This window comes from Sodalis ligni (genome assembly GCF_016865525.2).
Classification (GTDB): Bacteria; Pseudomonadota; Gammaproteobacteria; order Enterobacterales; family Enterobacteriaceae; genus Acerihabitans; species Acerihabitans ligni.
In genome coordinates this window covers 1,619,393-1,636,904 of sequence record NZ_CP075169.1, presented here as the reverse complement: position 1 = coordinate 1,636,904, position 17,512 = coordinate 1,619,393, and the positions used below count along the sequence as shown (strand labels likewise).

At 57.1% G+C, this 17,512-nt stretch carries 15 protein-coding genes; 1 reads left to right on the top strand and 14 read right to left on the bottom strand.

The genetic code is table 11. From position 1 onward, the window contains the following. Positions 1–879: 879 nt before the first annotated feature. From sucD to sdhC, 8 genes are all read right to left on the bottom strand, one after another. The gene (gene sucD / locus GTU79_RS07685; protein WP_132922783.1) at positions 880–1,749 is read right to left on the bottom strand and encodes a succinate--CoA ligase subunit alpha; all 870 of its coding nucleotides are present in this window, start codon (positions 1,747–1,749) and stop codon (positions 880–882) included. Beyond that, the gene (gene sucC / locus GTU79_RS07680; RefSeq protein WP_132922784.1) at positions 1,749–2,915 is read right to left on the bottom strand and encodes an ADP-forming succinate--CoA ligase subunit beta; all 1,167 of its coding nucleotides are present in this window, start codon (positions 2,913–2,915) and stop codon (positions 1,749–1,751) included. Before sucC ends, sucD begins: the two co-directional genes overlap by 1 nt. 112 nt (positions 2,916–3,027) lie before the next feature. Beyond that, positions 3,028–4,266, bottom strand: a complete 1,239-nt coding sequence (gene odhB / locus GTU79_RS07675; RefSeq protein ID WP_132922785.1) for a 2-oxoglutarate dehydrogenase complex dihydrolipoyllysine-residue succinyltransferase — start codon at positions 4,264–4,266, stop codon at positions 3,028–3,030. Between the two features lie 15 nt (positions 4,267–4,281). Then, positions 4,282–7,089 carry a 2-oxoglutarate dehydrogenase E1 component gene (sucA, locus tag GTU79_RS07670; RefSeq protein WP_203522294.1) on the bottom strand — a complete coding sequence of 936 codons (2,808 nt, stop codon included), beginning with the start codon at positions 7,087–7,089 and terminating at the stop codon, positions 4,282–4,284. 291 nt (positions 7,090–7,380) lie between these two features. Further along, on the bottom strand, positions 7,381–8,097 hold the full coding sequence (locus GTU79_RS07665) for a succinate dehydrogenase iron-sulfur subunit (RefSeq protein ID WP_132922787.1): 717 nt from the start codon (positions 8,095–8,097) through the stop codon (positions 7,381–7,383). 17 nt (positions 8,098–8,114) lie between these two features. Beyond that, on the bottom strand, positions 8,115–9,881 hold the full coding sequence (sdhA, locus tag GTU79_RS07660) for a succinate dehydrogenase flavoprotein subunit (RefSeq protein ID WP_132922788.1): 1,767 nt from the start codon (positions 9,879–9,881) through the stop codon (positions 8,115–8,117). After that, positions 9,882–10,229, bottom strand: coding sequence for a succinate dehydrogenase membrane anchor subunit (sdhD, locus tag GTU79_RS07655; protein ID WP_132922789.1), 348 nt, complete (start codon positions 10,227–10,229; stop codon positions 9,882–9,884). Beyond that, a complete protein-coding gene (gene sdhC / locus GTU79_RS07650; RefSeq protein ID WP_214514128.1) occupies positions 10,223–10,615 on the bottom strand; it encodes a succinate dehydrogenase cytochrome b556 subunit in 393 nt (130 codons plus the stop codon). The genes sdhD and sdhC overlap by 7 nt, the downstream gene beginning before the upstream one ends. 621 nt (positions 10,616–11,236) lie before the next feature. Here sdhC and GTU79_RS07645 point away from each other — a divergent pair. Continuing rightward, complete coding sequence (locus tag GTU79_RS07645) at positions 11,237–12,517, top strand: citrate synthase (protein ID WP_132922791.1); 1,281 nt, start codon at positions 11,237–11,239, stop codon at positions 12,515–12,517. Positions 12,518–12,658: 141 nt separating this feature from the next. On the opposite strand, the gene pcp is transcribed toward GTU79_RS07645, so the two are convergent. The 6 genes from pcp to pxpB all read right to left on the bottom strand — a co-directional run bounded on the left by pcp (position 12,659) and on the right by pxpB (position 17,498). Continuing rightward, a complete protein-coding gene (gene pcp / locus GTU79_RS07640; protein WP_203522295.1) occupies positions 12,659–13,306 on the bottom strand; it encodes a pyroglutamyl-peptidase I in 648 nt (215 codons plus the stop codon). 10 nt (positions 13,307–13,316) lie between these two features. Then, positions 13,317–14,330, bottom strand: coding sequence for a DUF979 domain-containing protein (locus GTU79_RS07635; RefSeq protein ID WP_203522296.1), 1,014 nt, complete (start codon positions 14,328–14,330; stop codon positions 13,317–13,319). Beyond that, the gene (locus GTU79_RS07630; RefSeq protein ID WP_203522297.1) at positions 14,327–15,058 is read right to left on the bottom strand and encodes a DUF969 domain-containing protein; all 732 of its coding nucleotides are present in this window, start codon (positions 15,056–15,058) and stop codon (positions 14,327–14,329) included. Before GTU79_RS07630 ends, GTU79_RS07635 begins: the two co-directional genes overlap by 4 nt. Positions 15,059–15,178: 120 nt before the next feature. Then, on the bottom strand, positions 15,179–15,913 hold the full coding sequence (gene pxpA, locus GTU79_RS07625) for a 5-oxoprolinase subunit PxpA (RefSeq protein WP_203522298.1): 735 nt from the start codon (positions 15,911–15,913) through the stop codon (positions 15,179–15,181). Further along, a complete protein-coding gene (gene pxpC / locus GTU79_RS07620) occupies positions 15,910–16,848 on the bottom strand; it encodes a 5-oxoprolinase subunit PxpC (RefSeq protein ID WP_203522299.1) in 939 nt (312 codons plus the stop codon). Before pxpC ends, pxpA begins: the two co-directional genes overlap by 4 nt. Beyond that, positions 16,842–17,498 carry a 5-oxoprolinase subunit PxpB gene (gene pxpB, locus GTU79_RS07615; protein ID WP_132922797.1) on the bottom strand — a complete coding sequence of 219 codons (657 nt, stop codon included), beginning with the start codon at positions 17,496–17,498 and terminating at the stop codon, positions 16,842–16,844. The genes pxpC and pxpB overlap by 7 nt, the downstream gene beginning before the upstream one ends. Positions 17,499–17,512: the final 14 nt, after the last annotated feature.

The window sequence follows — 17,512 nt, the reverse complement described above, 5'->3', positions numbered from 1 at the left end:
GGCAAAAACACTGGCGCCGAGGCATCGGTGTCGGGAAATCGAGAACGGGTATTAAATAAGGCTGATCTATTCAGAATTTTACAATCCACATACTACCCCTCAACTTACTTATGATAAATATTTTTTTTCGTGACGGCGGTCGGGAAATGACGTCTCGATCAATCCATTCATCACATCCCGTCATTGCAAAAATTGAGACAGCGCAATTTACGCCAATTTAATCCCAATCCACTATAAAAAATCATTGATTTAGCGCAATATTTTCTCATTCATGTTAAATATCATTTCAAATTTAACCAGCGATGATCGTTTTGTTAATTATATGTGATTAATCAGATCGGTAAATTACCTGTAAAGATAAAATTTTTGACGCGTTATTTAAAATTGGTTAACACACTATTATTTAATAATGATATGACGCCATTAATAATGACTATCACAAGCAGCGATATATGAATTAAATGTAGCTGAGATTTTCCGGGGATGTTGCGAATAAAACGCGTGCAACGAATTTGTTAAAGGGAGACCGCGACAATGGGGCCGAATCGGGCGTGGTTTCCCCGCCCAATCGAGCGCCCCTCAGCGCGGTAAGCCCGCGATCGCCGGGCGTGCAACAAACGTGTTAAAGGGAAACCGTGCTGAAGGGGTCGAATCGGGCGTGGTTTTCCCGCCCGACCGAGCGCCCCTCAGCGCGGTAAGCCCGCGATCGCCGGGCGTGCGGCGAACCTGTTAAAGGGAAACCGTGCTGAGGGGGTCGAATCGGGCGTGGTTTTCCCGCCCGACCGAGCGCCCCTCAGCGCGGTAAGCCCGCGATCGCCGGGCGTGCAGCGAACCTATCCGCGCGGCCCGGCCCGCCGCACACGGGCCTAAACCCCTATCTCACGACAGCAGGGTCTTCAGCGCGCCGCCGATATCCGCCAGGCTGCGCACGGTTTTCACCCCCGCGGCCTCCAGGGCGGCGAATTTTTCGTCCGCGGTGCCCTTGCCGCCGGCGATGATTGCCCCGGCATGGCCCATACGTTTACCTTTCGGCGCGGTAACCCCCGCAATATATCCCACCACCGGCTTGGTAACATGGTCCTTGATGTAAGCGGCAGCTTCTTCTTCCGCGCTGCCGCCGATTTCACCGATCATCACAATGGCTTCGGTCTGCGGGTCCTGCTCAAACAATTTCAGGATATCGATAAAGCTGGAACCGGGGATGGGGTCGCCGCCGATACCAACACAGCTGGATTGACCCAGTCCGGTATCGGTGGTCTGCTTGACCGCTTCATAGGTCAGCGTACCGGAGCGTGAAACAATCCCCACCCGCCCCGGTTTATGGATATGCCCCGGCATAATGCCGATTTTGCATTCACCGGGAGTGATGACGCCCGGACAGTTCGGGCCGATCATGCGCGAACCGCTCTGCTCAAGCTTGGCCTTGACCACCAGCATATCCAGGGTCGGAATACCCTCGGTGATACAGATAATCAGCTCAATGCCGGCATCCACCGCTTCCAGAATGGAATCTTTGCAAAACGGCGCGGGAACATAGATAACCGAGGCGGTGGCGCCGGTCTTTTCCACGGCTTCACGCACGGTATTGAATACCGGCAGGCCGAGATGCTGGGTGCCGCCCTTGCCCGGCGTAACGCCGCCGACCATCTTGGTGCCGTAGGCCAGCGCCTGCTCGGAATGAAAGGTGCCCTGGCTGCCGGTAAAGCCCTGGCAAATTACTTTAGTATTTTTATCGATTAAAATGGACATTATTTCCCCTCCACCGCAGCGACAGCCTGCTGCGCCGCGTCGGTCAAACTGGTGGCGGCAATGATATTCAGACCGCTGTCCGCCAGGATTTTGGCGCCCAGCTCGGCATTGTTGCCTTCAAGACGCACTACCACCGGCACGTTAACTCCCACATCCTCCACCGCGCCGATAATGCCTTCGGCAATCAAATCACAGCGCACAATGCCGCCGAAAATATTCACCAGCACCGCCTTCACGTTTTCATCGGACAGGATAATCTTGAACGCCTCGGTCACCCGCTCCTTGGTGGCGCCGCCGCCGACATCAAGAAAGTTGGCCGGCGATCCGCCGTGCAGCTTGACGATATCCATGGTGCCCATGGCCAGACCGGCGCCGTTTACCATGCAGCCGATATTGCCGTCCAGAGCCACGTAGTTCAGTTCCCACTGCGCCGCCTGCGCCTCACGGGCGTCTTCCTGGCTCTTGTCCCGCATTTCGCGCAGTTCAGGCTGGCGGAACAAGGCGTTGCCGTCGGCGCTCAGCTTGCCGTCCAGACACACCAGGTTGCCTTCGGTGGTGATGACCAGGGGATTAATCTCCACCAGCGCCAGATCCCGCTCAAGAAACAGCGCGGCGAGGCCCATGAAGATTTTGGTGAACTGTCCCACCTGTTTACCGGTCAAGCCCAGCTTGAACGCCAGCTCGCGTCCCTGGAAGGGCTGCGGACCGGTAAGGGGATCCAGCGCCACCTTATGAATCAGGTGCGGCGTTTCGTCAGCGACTTTTTCAATTTCCACGCCGCCTTCAGTGGAGGCCATAAACACCACGCGACGTGAGCCGCGATCCACCACCGCCCCGAGATAAAGCTCTTTAGCGATATCGGTGGCGGCTTCCACCAGAATCTGGTGCACCGGCTGGCCCAAGGCGTCCGTTTGATAGGTCACCAGACGTTTGCCCAGCCAGTTTTCGGCAAAGGCGCGGATTTCTTCTTTGCTGTTGACCACTTTTACACCGCCGGACTTGCCTCGCCCGCCCGCATGCACCTGGCATTTCACCACCCAGGGGCCGGCACCGATTTTCGAAGCGGATTCTTCCGCTTCCCGTGGAGTGGTGCAAGCAAAACCCGTGGGGGCAGGCAGACCATACCGAGCAAAAAGCTGTTTTGCCTGATATTCATGTAAATTCATGATGTTTATCCATCTTCGTCTGGGAATGTCGGCGGCGGCGTTCAACCAGCCACCATTTAAAGGTACTGCCCTTGGCGGAAACCGGATACGGCGGCGCCGTATCCGCTATCGGCTAAACGTCCAGCAGTAAACGGGTCGGATCCTCCAGCATCTCCTTGATGGTCACCAAAAAGCTGACGGACTCTTTGCCGTCGATTAACCGGTGATCGTAGGACAAGGCGAGGTACATCATGGGCAGGATAACAACCTGTCCGTTCACCGCCATCGGGCGATCCTTGATGGCATGCATGCCCAGGATGGCGCTTTGCGGCGGATTGATAATCGGCGTGGACATTAAAGAGCCGAACACACCGCCGTTGGTAATGGTAAAATTACCGCCGGTGAGCTCTTCCACTTTCAGTTTACCGTCGCGGCCTTTTACCGCCAGTTCCTTGATGCTTTTTTCCACATCGCCCATCCCCAAGGCATCCACATCGCGCAGTACCGGCGTTACCAGGCCCCGTGGCGTGGAAACCGCAATACTGACATCGAAATAGTTATGGTAAACTACATCTTCGCCGTCAATAGAGGCGTTCACTTCCGGGAAACGCTTGAGCCCTTCCACCACTGCCTTAATGTAGAAAGACATAAATCCAAGGCGGATGCCGTGGCGTTTTTCAAACGCGTCGCCGTACTCTTTACGCAAATCCATAATGGGTTTCATATTGACTTCATTAAATGTCGTCAACATGGCGGTGCTGTTTTTGGCTTCCAGCAGGCGTTCGGCAACCCGCTTGCGCAGACGGGTCATGGGCACGCGTTTTTCACTGCGGCCGCCGAGGGCCGGAATGGCGCCGGGAGTCGCGGTGGTGGTCACCGATGGCGCCGGGGCTGTGGCCGGGGCGGTTTCCGGTTTGCGCGCCAGGTGTTTTTCCACATCTTCGCGGGTAATCCGGCCGCCGACGCCGCTGCCTTTGATGTCATCGGCTTTCAGGTCGTGTTCGGCAATCAGACGCCGGATGGCCGGGCTGATGGCCTCATTGCTTTCTTCCTGCAATCCGGCGGTATAACGCTGCGCCGGAGTGGATTCCTTGCTCTGGGCCTTTTCCGAGGTTTCCTGGCCGGTGCTGTCGCCGGGACGCAAACGTCCCAGCACCTGACGGGAGGTGACGGTGGACCCTTCATCCTCCAGCAGGGCGTCCAATACTCCCGCCTCGGGGGCCGGCACTTCCAGCACCACTTTGTCGGTCTCAATTTCCACCAGCACCTCGTCACGCTGGACGCTGTCGCCGGGCTTTTTATGCCAAGTGGCAACGGTCGCATCGGCAACCGACTCAGGGAGATCAGGAACCAGAATATCTACGCTACTCATTATCAATCCTTATATTTAATTAACGTCCAGCGCGTCATTAACCAGGCTTTTTTGCTGCGCCTGGTGCACGGACAAATACCCAACCGCCGGCGAGGCGGAAGCCGGGCGTCCCGCGTAACGTAGCGATGCGCCAAAAGAAATAACTTCCCGGAAATGGTGCTGGCTGCAATACCAGGCACCCTGATTCAGCGGCTCCTCCTGACACCAGACAAAATCCTGCACATGGGAAAAAGGTTTCAGAGCAGCCTGCACCGCCTGATGCGGGAACGGATAAAGCTGCTCTATGCGCACGATAGCCACGTCTTCCTGACCGTTTTTCCGGCGCTGATCCAACAAATCATAATAAACTTTACCAGAACACAGCACGACGCGTTTTACGCCACGCGGATCCAGCGGATCGATTTCGCCGATGGCCGGCTGGAAGCTCCCTTGCGCCAGTTCTTCCAGGGAAGAGATAGCCATTGGATGACGCAGCAGCGATTTCGGCGACATAACGATGAGCGGGCGGCGCATATTGCGCAGCGCCTGACGCCGCAACATATGGTAAACCTGAGCCGGGGTGGAGGGTATACATACCTGCATATTCTGCTCGGCGCAGAGTTGCAGATAGCGTTCCAACCGGGCGGAGGAGTGCTCCGGTCCCTGCCCTTCATAACCGTGCGGCAGCAGCATCACCAGCCCGCACATCCGGCCCCACTTTTGTTCTCCGGAGCTGATGAACTGATCGATCACCACCTGGGCGCCGTTGGCGAAATCGCCAAACTGCGCTTCCCAGATAACCAGGGTACGGGGCTCGGCAGTGGCATAACCGTACTCAAACGCCAGCACCGCTTCTTCCGATAATACCGAATCCCAGACCCGGAACTTGCCCTGGCCATTATGGACATGGGCCAGGGGAGTATAGGTAGAGCCGTTTTTCTGGTTATGCACTACCGCGTGGCGGTGGAAAAACGTACCGCGGGCGGTATCTTCACCGGACAATCGGATGGGGATGCCTTCATCCACCAGCGTGGCGTAAGCCAGGGTTTCGGCGCCGCCCCAGTCAAAAGGTTTGGTGCCGGCCGCCATGGCGGCGCGATCGCTGTAAATCTTCGCCACGCGGGGCTGCATTTCCACCCCCTCCGGCACTTCGCTGATGCGGCGGGCCAATTCCTGCAGGCGTTTGATATCCACCTGGCTGTTATAGGCTTCATCCCACTCGTGGTTCAGGTAAGGCGACCAGGTGAATGAATGCATATTCATCGGCCGCCACTCCTGAACTACGCACTCGCCGCGATCCAGCGCGTCGCGATAGAGATTCACCATTTCGGTGGCGTCTTCCAGCGTGGCGATGTGGTCATGTTCCAGCCGGTCGGCATAGATTTTACGCGGAGTGGGGTGTTTTTTGATCTTGTTGTACATGATCGGCTGCGTGGCGCTGGGCTCGTCCGCTTCGTTATGACCGTGACGGCGATAGCAGACCAGGTCGATCATGACGTCGCGCTTGAAGGTATTGCGAAAATCCAGCGCAACCCGGGTGACGAACGCCACCGCCTCCGGATCGTCGGCGTTGACATGGAATATCGGCGCCTGCACCATTTTGGCGATGTCGGTACAATACTGAGTCGATCGGGCATCCTGGGGATTGGAGGTAGTGAAGCCTACCTGGTTGTTCACCACGATCCGCACCGTGCCGCCGACATCGTAGCCGCGGGCCTTGGACATGTTCAGGGTTTCCTGTACCACGCCCTGCCCGCTGATGGCCGCATCCCCGTGCAGGGTGATGGGCAGTACCATACGGGTGCTTTGTTCATTGAGGCGGTCGATGCGGGCGCGTACCGAACCTTCCACCACCGGGCTGACGATTTCCAGGTGGGATGGGTTAAACGCCAACGCCAGGTGAACGATGCCGCCGTCGGTTTCCACATCGGAGGAGAACCCCTGGTGGTATTTAACGTCGCCGGTGCCCAAATGTTCTTTGTGCTTACCGGCGAATTCATCGAACAGATCCTGGGGTTTTTTGCCCAGCACATTGATAAGGACGTTCAGGCGGCCGCGATGGGCCATGCCCAGTACGACTTCCCGGGTGCCGTTGATGCCGGCATGGCGGATCATTTCTTTCAGCATCGGTATCAGCGCGTCCCCGCCTTCGAGGGAGAAGCGCTTGGCGCCGGGGAATTTCGCCCCGAGATAGCGTTCGATGCCTTCCGCCGCCGTCAGTTCGGTGAGGAAGCGTTTTTTCTCTTCCACCGTGAAGCTCGGCTGGCCCACCACCGATTCTATATGCTGCTGAATCCAGCGTTTCTCTTCGGTGTTGGTGATATGCATATATTCGGCGCCGATTGATCCGCAGTAGGTCTGCTTTAGCGCGTCGTACAGATCCGCCAGCTTCATGGTCTCTTTGCCGATGGCAAAGGAGCCGACGTTGAAGCTTTGCTGGAAATCGGCTTCGGTGAGATTGTGGAATGCCGGGTTAAGGTCCGGTACGGTTTCCTGTTTCCACAGTCCCAGCGGGTCGAGATTGGCGTGCTGGTGACCGCGGAAACGGAACGCATTGATGAGCTGCAGGACTTTTACCTGCTTGGAATCGATGTCCGGGTCGTTTACCGGGGAGGTATAGCGCGAAGCATCTTTCGCCAGGCGACGGAAATAGTCCCGGGTTTTGGAATGGAGCTGGTCAGGACTGACTCCCGCGGTTGGTAGCTGTTTGAATATGGTGCCCCAGCTATCGTCAACAGAGTCAGGATCCGTTAAAAAATCTTCATAGAGCTGCTCTATGTAGGACTGGTTCGCCCCCGCCAGGTAGGAGGAATCCAGCCAGGCCTTCATTGCGCCGTTCTGCATTATGATCCCTTAAGCTGTTTAGCTTCAGTTTTCGCCGTGGTTATCATGTATGGGATAACGTTTAAGCGGTTCAAGCGGTGAATTACCTACCCACAGTCGGCGTAAATAACCAACCCGAAGGAACCTTTGAAAAACGGCAGTGGTAGTTAAGCGCCGGTTTTCAAAGGCTTCCTGCCCGGCATTGAGCCCGAGTCCATCAGGCCTAGCCCGCCAAGGGGCGCTTCGGCGGCCTTCGCCGCTACGGCCCCTAAGGCGTGCTCTCCCGATGTTCGGCTCCTTAGCCCGAGTCCATCAGGCGCTGTACTGCACCAGCATGCTTTTTATATGTCCGATGGCCTTGGTGGGGTTGAGTCCCTTGGGGCATACGTTGACACAATTCATGATGCTGTGGCACCGGAATACGCTGAAAGCATCGTTCAAATCATCCAGCCGCGCGGTCTGTTCAGTGTCGCGGCTGTCAATCAGGAAACGATAGGATGCCAGCAATCCGGCCGGTCCGATGAACTTGTCCGGATTCCACCAGTACGAGGGACAGGCGGTGGAACAACAGGCACATAAGATGCATTCATACAATCCGTCCAGCTTCGCCCGTTCGTCCGGGCTTTGCAGATGCTCCCGCGCCGGCGGATTCCTGCCGTTATTCAATAAGTAAGGCTTGATCTTTTCATACTGGGCATAGAATTGTCCCATGTCCACTACCAAATCGCGCACCACCGGCAGTCCCGGCAGCGGACGTATGACGATTTTGTTATTGCCCTTGCGCAAGGCGGACAGCGGCGTGATGCAGGCCAGACCGTTTTTGCCGTTCATATTCACACCGTCGGAGCCGCAAACCCCCTCGCGGCAGGAACGTCTGAACGCCAGTGTCGGATCCTTTTCTTTCAATTGGATTAACGCATCCAGCAGCATCATGTCGTGGCCCTCTTCGAGCTCCAGCTGATACTCCTGCATCCGCGGCTTGTCGTCCATATCGGGATTATAGCGATAAACCGAAAATTCGACTTTCATCAGTAACTCCTCCGCCCTTAATAAGTACGCACTTTCGGCGGGAACGCCGGGCGCAGTGTCGGTTGCATGTTCACCTCGCGCCGGGTCATGGTATCGCTTTCCGGCAAATAGAGGCTGTGGCACAACCAATTGGCGTCATCACGGTCCGGGAAATCAAACCGGCTGTGAGCGCCGCGGCTTTCCGTGCGGTAATTGGCCGCTACGGCGGTGGAGTAGGCGGTTTCCATCAGATTATCCAGCTCCAGGCATTCAACCCGCTGGGTGTTGAATTCCGTGGAAGTGTCATCCAGGCGGGCATGATGCAGCCGTTCGCGAATCTCTTTGAGCTCCGCCAGGCCCTTGGCCATCGCATCCCCTTCGCGGAACACCGAGAAGTTGTTTTGCATGCAGGCCTGCAGCGCTTTGCGGATGGTAACCGGGTCTTCGCCGGTGCGATTGTCGTTCCAGCGGTGATAGCGCGCCAGGGAAGCCTCGATGTCGTCATTGCCGGCATCGCGGAATGCTCCCTGTTCGGCCAGGGATTCCTGCAGATGCATGCCCGCCGAACGGCCGAACACCACCAGATCAAGCAATGAGTTGCCGCCGAGGCGGTTGGCGCCGTGCACCGAAACGCAGGCGATTTCACCCACCGCGAACAGCCCCGGGATCACTACGTCCTTGCCCTGGGCGTCCACGGTCACGGCCTGGCCGGTGACCTTGGTGGGAATTCCCCCCATCATGTAATGGCAGGTGGGAATTACCGGAATGGGTTCCTTGATGGGATCCACATGGGCAAAGGTGCGGGAGAGCTCAAGGATGCCCGGCAACCGGGATTCAAGGACCTCTTTGCCCAGGTGATCCAGCTTCAGCTTCACATGGGGTCCCAACGGCCCGTCGCAGCCGCGGCCTTCGCGAATTTCGATCATGATGGAGCGGGCGACCACGTCGCGCCCCGCCAGATCCTTGGCGTTGGGTGCATAGCGTTCCATAAAGCGTTCGCCGTCTTTGTTCAGCAGGTAGCCGCCCTCGCCGCGGCAGCCTTCGGTCACCAGCACCCCGGCGCCGGCGATGCCGGTGGGGTGGAATTGCCACATCTCCATATCCTGCACCGGCACGCCGGCGCGCAGCGCCATGCCGATGCCGTCGCCGGTATTGATATGGGCATTGGTGGTGGACTGGTAAATGCGGCCGGCGCCGCCGGTGGCCAGTATGGTGGCCCTGGCCTTGAAATAGACCACTTCGCCGGTTTCAATGCACAGCGCGGTACAGCCGACAAAAGCGCCGTCCTGGTTTTTCACCAAATCCAGCGCATACCATTCCGAGAAGATGGTGGTATGGTTTTTCAGGTTCTGCTGATACAGGGTATGCAGCAATGCGTGCCCGGTTCGGTCGGCGGCGGCGGCGGTGCGCGCCGCCTGCTCGCCGCCGTAATTCAGCGATTGGCCGCCGAACGGGCGCTGATAGATGCGGCCGTCGTCCAGCCGTGAAAACGGCAATCCCATGTGTTCAAGTTCCAGCACCGCTTCCGGGCCGGTCTTACACATGTATTCGATGGCATCCTGATCGCCGATATAGTCGGAACCTTTTACGGTGTCGTACATATGCCATTGCCAATCGTCCTCATGGGTATTTCCCAGCGCGACGGTAATGCCGCCCTGGGCGGAAACGGTATGGGAACGAGTGGGAAATACTTTGGATACCAGGGCGCAGGAAAGGCCCATTTGGGAAATTTGCAAAGCGGCGCGCATACCGGCGCCCCCTGCCCCGACGACTACGGCGTCAAATTCTCTCACCGGCAAATTCATTTACGCACCCCACACCACGACAGTTCCATAAAGTAAATACACCATTAATACGATGACGATGGCCAATTGCAGCAGCAGGCGAAGCGGCAGTAATTTGATGTAATCCGTTAGTACCTGCCACATGCCGATCCAGGTATGCACCAGGATGGAAAACAGCGTAAGCAGGGTGAAGACTTTCGTCATGGGTAACGCGAAGAAACCGTGCCAGACATCATAAGTGAGGGTATCGGCGAACAGAATGAAACCCAGCATGTAAATGATGTAAAGGCAGATTATTATGGCGGAAGCGCGAACCAGCAACCATTCATGGACTCCGTTACGTCCCAGTGCCGAAGCATTACTTACCATAGGAGTACTCCAGCCAGAATTGAAAGCACGACAGTGATCACAAATGTAACATTTGCCGTCATTTTACCCATGGCAAATGTCTCATCCAGATAGCCGAAATCCATTAACATGTGCCGAATTCCACCCACAGCATGATAAGCCAGCGCGGTCAAAATTCCCCAAATTATGAATTTGACGATAAAGCTGTCCATCATGGCGGCCGCCTGGCTGAACCCGTCGGCGGAGGAAAGAGACAAGCCGAGTATCCATAGCAAGATGCCTACTGCCACGAACATTATGACACCGGTAATACGGTGAAGAATGGATGCAATTGCAGTAACGGGAAACCGGATCGTTTGCAGATCCAAGTTGATAGGTCTTTGTTTTTCACGGTTTTGCCCACACAGCTATTATTATTTTTCCTTCCTCCGGTCCTGGCTGGATCAGACAGCGTTAAGGTTGACCAAGACACGTCATGTGCTCAAAACCAATTCCCTTTTGCGTAAATGACGCGTTAAATAACGCTGGGTGCTCCTACAACAGGGACTCCGGAGACCTTTGAGAAGTATAGGGCTTTCACATAATGATTACAATTCCCCTACAATTTGTTTGGTAACATTTGGGCCAATTAGTGACCTGGATCACGATTATCACATTTACCCCAAATTCATATAACCATATTGACAAAAAGCAACAATTTGATTACAAACAGCCCCGCGTTATGCTATAAGTATCGGATGCAATACATTGAGACTTCCGCCTCGTCTAAGTTTATGCAACAGTGTAAAGTGCATCCTAATCATGTGGGTTAAGATGACTTTATATAGCTAAAATTAATATCAATAAATCTTTTACATCGAGGACAACCGTTCTTTCATCCTGGACGGGAATAACTTGCACCATCCTTAAGCTCTGTACCCTGCATATCGTTAAGCCAGAGCTATGGGCTGACAACAAACGCAAGGCCCCGCGGGCATGCCGGTACCCTATGATGGAAGGTTTATCAAATAAGCGCTAAGGAGAATGTAATGGCTGACAATAAAGCAACGTTAACCCTACCCGGTGTTGCACCAATAGAGCTGGATGTGCTGCAAGGCACGCTGGGTGAAAAGGAAATCGATATTCGTAGCCTGGGCGGCAAAGGCTATTTTACCTACGATCCCGGGTTCACCTCTACCGCATCCTGCGAATCAAAAATAACCTATATCGACGGCGATGAAGGTATTTTGCTTCATCGCGGCTATCCCATCGATCAGTTGGCCCTGAATTCAACGTTTCTCGAAGTCTGCTATATCCTGCTGAACGGTGAAACCCCTACCCCGGAACAATACGAAGAGTTCCGCACCATTGTGACCCGCCATACCATGGTGCATGAGCAGATTACCCGTTTGTTCAATGGCTTCCGCCGCGACTCGCATCCCATGGCGGTGCTGTGCGGCGTTACCGGCGCGCTGGCGGCGTTTTATCATGATTCGCTGGATGTGAATGTCGAACGTCACCGTGAAATCGCGGCGTTCCGCCTGCTGTCCAAAATGCCCACCGTGGCCGCGATGTGTTACAAATATTCCATTGGCCAGCCGTTCATTTATCCCCGTAACGATCTATCCTATGCCGGCAATTTCCTGCATATGATGTTCGCTACCCCCTGTGAAGACTATGAAATCAACCCGGTGCTGGAACGCGCCATGGACCGCATTCTGATTCTGCATGCGGACCATGAACAAAACGCTTCCACCTCTACCGTGCGTACCGCGGGTTCATCGGGCGCCAACCCCTTTGCCTGTATTGCCGCGGGTATTGCGTCCTTGTGGGGACCGGCCCATGGCGGCGCCAATGAAGCCTGTTTACGCATGCTCGAAGAGATCGACACCGTCGAGAATATTCCTTCCTTTATCAAACGCGCCAAGGATAAAAACGACTCCTTCCGGCTGATGGGCTTCGGGCATCGGGTGTATAAAAACTACGATCCCCGCGCCACCGTGATGCGCGAAACCTGCCATGAAGTGCTAAAAGAACTCAAGCTGTCGGATAACCTGCTGGAAGTGGCGATGGAGCTGGAACACTTCGCGTTGCATGACCCGTACTTCATTGAGAAGAAACTTTATCCCAATGTGGATTTCTATTCGGGTATCATTTTGAAAGCCATGGGGATCCCGGCATCCATGTTTACCGTGATTTTCGCCATGTCGCGCACCGTGGGCTGGATTGCCCATTGGAAGGAAATGCATGACGACGGCGTCAAAATCGCCCGTCCGCGCCAGCTGTATACCGGTTACGATCAACGGGAATTCAAGTCGCAGATTAAATGAGATGATTATATCAACGTCGCTCTATGCGGCGTGAGTTTGTTAACAAGGCGCCCGGTCGGAACAGGCTGCCGGATGGTAAACACGCCGCAATTTGCGGCGTTTGCTTTTTTATCCGCACCGCTTCGGAGCCTGCCTTCGACTTTAACTGACGGCCCCGCCGGCGATATGCAGATCCTCTTCCACCGTCAGCGCGGTTTGTATTACGATTTCCAGTCCCGCTGCCATGGTCTCCCGCGCCATGCTGGGCGCATTGGCCAGAGCCGCCGCCTGCTGCGGCAGATAAGGCAGATGAATAAATCCCCCTCTGACCGCGCCGGACATGTGAGCGAGCCGATGCAGCAACGCATACATCACATGGTTGCAGACAAAGGTACCGGCGCTTTGAGAAACTTCGGCGGGTATGCCGGCGCCGAGCATGGCATTTACCATCGCTTTTATGGGCACCGTGGCGAAATAGGCCGCCGGACCGCTTGAAATCACCGGACGATCGATGGGCTGCCGCTGGCTATTATCGGCGATGCGCGCATCGTCCACGTTGATGGCCACCCGCTCGACGGAAATCCGCTGCCGCCCTCCGGCCAGGCCCAGCGCCAGTACCAGTGACGGACGGTAGCGATCGATGGCTTCATTCAAGACCTCGGCGGACCGGCCGAAAACGCAAGGCAGTTGACAGACCACCACGTCGGCCGTGTCTATCCGCCGATACTGATACTGCCGCACCACTTCCCAGGACGGATTTATCGAGTCGCCGCCGAAAGGCTCGAAACCGGTGAGCAAGACTGTTTTCATGAAGGTTATCTCATAGCATAAAATACATCAGCGCCACATTTGCCAGCAGCAGCGCCAGGCCGGTGGGGATCTGCGCTTTGATCACCGCATACCGGTCCGGCAGCTCCAGCAAGGCCGCCGGCACCAGATTGAAATTCGCCGCCATGGGGGTCATCAGGGAACCGCAATAGCCGGAAAACATACCCACGGCGGCCATGACCGCCGGATTGCCCCCGTGTTGCACCACCAGAACCGGTATGCCGATCCCGGCGGCCACGATGGGAAACGCGGCAAACGCATTGCCCATTATCATCGTCAGCACAGCCATACCAACACAAAAAACCACCACGGCGATAAATCGATTATCCACCGCCAGATAGGTTTCGGTAAGATGCGAAACGGCGGCGCCGACGCCGGCGCTGGTGAACAACAGGCCGAGGGTGGCCAGTATCTGCGGCAAGATAAAGGCCCAGCCGATGGAATCCAGCAGCCGGCGCGATTCCTGGATTGATTGCAGCGGCCGGTCGCCGGTAAAGCGTACTGCCAGCAGCAGGCCGATAATACAACCCAGGGTAATGGAAAAGAGGGTAATCAAAGTGGAGTGGTTACCCGCGCCAAACAGCGCCTGCTGCCAGGTGGGCATATTATCGAGTATCAACACGCCCGCCACGGTGACCAACGGAATGGCCAGCGCCGGCGCAAACAACAAATTGCCCAGGCGTTTGGCGCTCTGTTCCCGCTGCCGGCGGCCGGGCTGGTGGTAGCTGCCCGTGCGCACGCCGCCGAAACCGGCAATCAGCGCCAGCAGGACCACCAAGGCGCCGATGGCTTTATGCAGCCACTGTTGCGGGTCCATGCCCGGCCCGACGATCCGCGCCATAAAAGTGACGCTCCAGTCGCCGATAAGAAACACCAGTCCGTACAGTCCCCAGAAGGCGCCGGTGAGCCACCGCCGCGGGTTGGCCTTGTCACGTAATGACATGGCGCCCACCAGCAGCAACAGTATTCCCGCCAGCCAGTACAGGTAATCTTGCTGAAACGTCATTTTTCCGCTCCCGCGTGGCTCAGCGCATCCCGTTTAACCGTACCCAGCAGTTCCGCCATATGCTTATCCAGGCGGTGCAGGCGGTAGGTGTGGATCAGGAAGGCGCAGATCGCGGTGGGAACGCCGTAGAGGGCGATATGCAGCGGTTCGGTCTGGATACCGGCGGACTCCAGCAGAAAATTATGCATAAACAGGATGGCGCCGAACGCCACGAAAATATCCTCACCGAAAAATAGGCCGACGTTATCGGTGGCCGCCGCCATGGCGCGCAGCCTATACCGCACCCGCTGCGGCAAATCGCCGTAGCGGTTTTCCACGGCGCCTTCGGCCATGGGCGCCAGCAGCGGGCGCACCATTTGCGGATGCCCGCCCAGGCTGGTAAGGCCCATGGCGGCGGTCAATTCTCGAGCCAGTATATAAATTATCAGCAGCCGGCCGGCGGTGGCGTTTTTGATTTTCGCGATCCAGCTTTGCGCATGCTCCTTCAGGCCATGGCGCTCCAGCAAGCCGATGGTGGCCAAGGGTATCAACAGAATAAAGGCCAGATTACGGGTAGCCAAAAATCCCGAGCCGAGTTTTTCCAGGATATCCCCTACCGGCATATGCGCCGCCAGCCCGGTAATAATACCGGCGATGATGACCACCAATTCGGCGTTTAAGCGTAATAAAAAACCGCAAATGATGGCCAAAATGCCCATTAACGGCCATAAATTCACCGCTTGTTGCATGTGTTTACCCTCTTGAAAAGTGGATAGATCAGCTGATAGAAGCGCGTATCGGGCTAGGGTAACGCTAAATGATTTAGGCGGGAGATAGGGAATACCTATGGTAGCGGGTTTATGGCGTCCTCAGCCGGCGGCGACGGTTATGCCCTCCTGCTGCAGGGCGGCGCGTATACGGCGGGCAAACGCCAGCGCATGGGCGCCGTCGCCGTGCAGGCAGACAGTATCGGCCTTTACGCTTATCCACTCACCTTCCAACGTCTGTACCCGGCCGTCCTTTATCATGGACAGGGTATGCGCCAGGGACTGTTCCTCGTCCTCAATCAACGCGTCCGCCTCGCTGCGCGGCACCAGCGTGCCGTCCCGTCGGTAGTTCCGGTCGGCGAACACTTCGTGCCGCACCGTCAAGCCGTGGCGTTCTCCGGCTTTGGTCAGTTCGCTGTCCGCCAGCCCTATGAGCCGCAGCGCCGGGTCCACCGCTTTTATCCCGCGGGCGACGGCATCGGCCAGCAGCGGGTCCCGCGCCGACTGGTTGTAGAGCATGCCGTGCGGCTTGACGTGCGCCATCCTGCCCCCTTCCGCCCGCACCAGCGCCGCCAGGGCGCCCAGCTGATAAATGATTTGCGCGTACACCGTTTCCGGCGGCAACGCCATGGCGCTGCGGCCGAAATTTTCCCGATCGGGAAAGCTGGGATGGGCGCCGATGGCGACGCCGTAGCGCAATGCCCATTGGATCGACCGGCGCATGCCGTCGGCGTCGCCGGCATGAAAGCCGCAGGCGATGTTTGCCGAGCTCACCCACTGCAGCAAGGCTTCATCATTGGGGCAGCCCTCGCCCAAATCGGCATTCAAATCGATCATATGGGCTCCAGTATTTTCAGTTGGAAGGCTATCTGTTCGAGGTAGTGGGTTTGTTCAATCCAGGCGTCATGGGCTTCTTCCAGCGTGCAAAGCACAAAATGAATCGGTTCCCCCAGGCGGATCTGCGCCAGATGATACAAATCGGCCTCGATAACGCAGGCGATGCGCGGATAGCCGCCGGTGGTCTGCGCGTCCGCCAGCAGCACTATCGGCTGGCCGCCGTGCGGTACCTGCACCACGCCCGGCAATAACCCATGGGAAAATAATTCACGCTCGGTATTGCGCTTCAGGGCCGGGCCCAGTAGGCGGTACCCCATGCGGTTGCTCTGCGGGCTGAGCTGCCAGCTTGAACGCCACAGCGCATCTTGGGAATCGGCGCTAAATTCACGGTATTCGGGACCGGGCAGCGCGCGGACCCGGTTGCCGAACAGCAGTTGGCGAATGCCGATCTGCCGTTCCGGCACCATTTCCGGCTCTCCCGCCGGCAGCAGGTCGCCGTCCTGGAGCAGGCGACCGGAGCAGCCGCCGAAGCCGGCGGTAAGATCCGTGCTGCGGGAGCCCAGAACCTCCGGAACGGCAAATCCGCCGCTGACCGCCAGATAGCTGCGCATACCGTGTTTCGGCGTCGACAGCTTCACCACCTGGCCCGGGCGTACCGGGAAACGCCAGCCGGTCCAGAGAGGATTACCGTCCAGGTGGGCATGGCAATCCGCGCCGGTAAGCGCCAGCCAGCCCGGGGCGGTAATCTGCGCGCTGAACTGTCCGAGGGTTATCTCCAGTACGGCGTCGCCCGGAAGGTTACCCACCAGCAGGTTGGCCAGTTTCATGGCCGGCTTGTCCAGCACGCCGCCAGGGCTGATACCCAGGGAACGGTAACCGGTCCGACCGGCGTCTTGTATCGAGGTCATGATGCCGGCATGCAATACTTTCAGCATATGCCCTCCTTCTGCGGGACAAAACGCACGCTGTCGCCGGGCAGCAGCAGGGTCGGCCGGCTGGCGTCGGGATTGAACAGCTTAAGCGGCGTACGCCCGATGATTTGCCAGCCGCCGGGACTCGCCAGCGGATAGATGCCGGTTTGCCTGCCGCCGATGCCCACCGAACCGGCGGGCACCTTGAGACGGGGTTCGCCGCGACGCGGAACGGAAAGACGCTCCGGCAAACCGCCAAGATAGGGAAAGCCGGGCTGGAAACCGATAAAATAAACGTCATAGGCGCTGCCTGCATGGCATGCCACCACGTCACTGGGCGTCATACCGGCAAACTCGGCCACCAGACTCAAATCGGGACCGTCCTCGCCGCCATAAATCACCGGAATGGAAACAGCCCGCGGCTCAGGAGTGATGGCATCGCTATCCTCCCACCAGCTTTGCAAGCGCTCAATGGCGTCCAGCGCCAGCTGCTGGGGGTTGGTGAGCAGCACGGTAAGATTATTCATGCCCGGGATCACCTCGCGCACGTCTTCATGATGCATCAGGCGTTCGGCAAGTCCCCAAATCCGCCGCTGGCTGACCAGGGTTATGGGAGGCTCCAGCTCCAGCACCACCGCGCTTTCACCCAATAAATAACATCGAGCACGTTGCAACCTCTCCTCCTGGG

Coding starts and splice junctions, on each gene's coding strand:
- pxpC (WP_203522299.1), bottom strand. CDS start 16,848: ATGCTGAAAGTATTGCATGCCGGCATCATGACCTCGATACAAGACGCC.
- GTU79_RS07645 (WP_132922791.1), top strand. CDS start 11,237: ATGGCTGACAATAAAGCAACGTTAACCCTACCCGGTGTTGCACCAATA.
- sdhD (WP_132922789.1), bottom strand. CDS start 10,229: ATGGTAAGTAATGCTTCGGCACTGGGACGTAACGGAGTCCATGAATGG.
- pcp (WP_203522295.1), bottom strand. CDS start 13,306: ATGAAAACAGTCTTGCTCACCGGTTTCGAGCCTTTCGGCGGCGACTCG.
- sucA (WP_203522294.1), bottom strand. CDS start 7,089: ATGCAGAACGGCGCAATGAAGGCCTGGCTGGATTCCTCCTACCTGGCG.
- odhB (WP_132922785.1), bottom strand. CDS start 4,266: ATGAGTAGCGTAGATATTCTGGTTCCTGATCTCCCTGAGTCGGTTGCC.
- GTU79_RS07635 (WP_203522296.1), bottom strand. CDS start 14,330: ATGACGTTTCAGCAAGATTACCTGTACTGGCTGGCGGGAATACTGTTG.
- pxpA (WP_203522298.1), bottom strand. CDS start 15,913: ATGATCGATTTGAATGCCGATTTGGGCGAGGGCTGCCCCAATGATGAA.
- sucD (WP_132922783.1), bottom strand. CDS start 1,749: ATGTCCATTTTAATCGATAAAAATACTAAAGTAATTTGCCAGGGCTTT.
- sdhA (WP_132922788.1), bottom strand. CDS start 9,881: ATGAATTTGCCGGTGAGAGAATTTGACGCCGTAGTCGTCGGGGCAGGG.
- GTU79_RS07665 (WP_132922787.1), bottom strand. CDS start 8,097: ATGAAAGTCGAATTTTCGGTTTATCGCTATAATCCCGATATGGACGAC.
- GTU79_RS07630 (WP_203522297.1), bottom strand. CDS start 15,058: ATGCAACAAGCGGTGAATTTATGGCCGTTAATGGGCATTTTGGCCATC.
- sucC (WP_132922784.1), bottom strand. CDS start 2,915: ATGAATTTACATGAATATCAGGCAAAACAGCTTTTTGCTCGGTATGGT.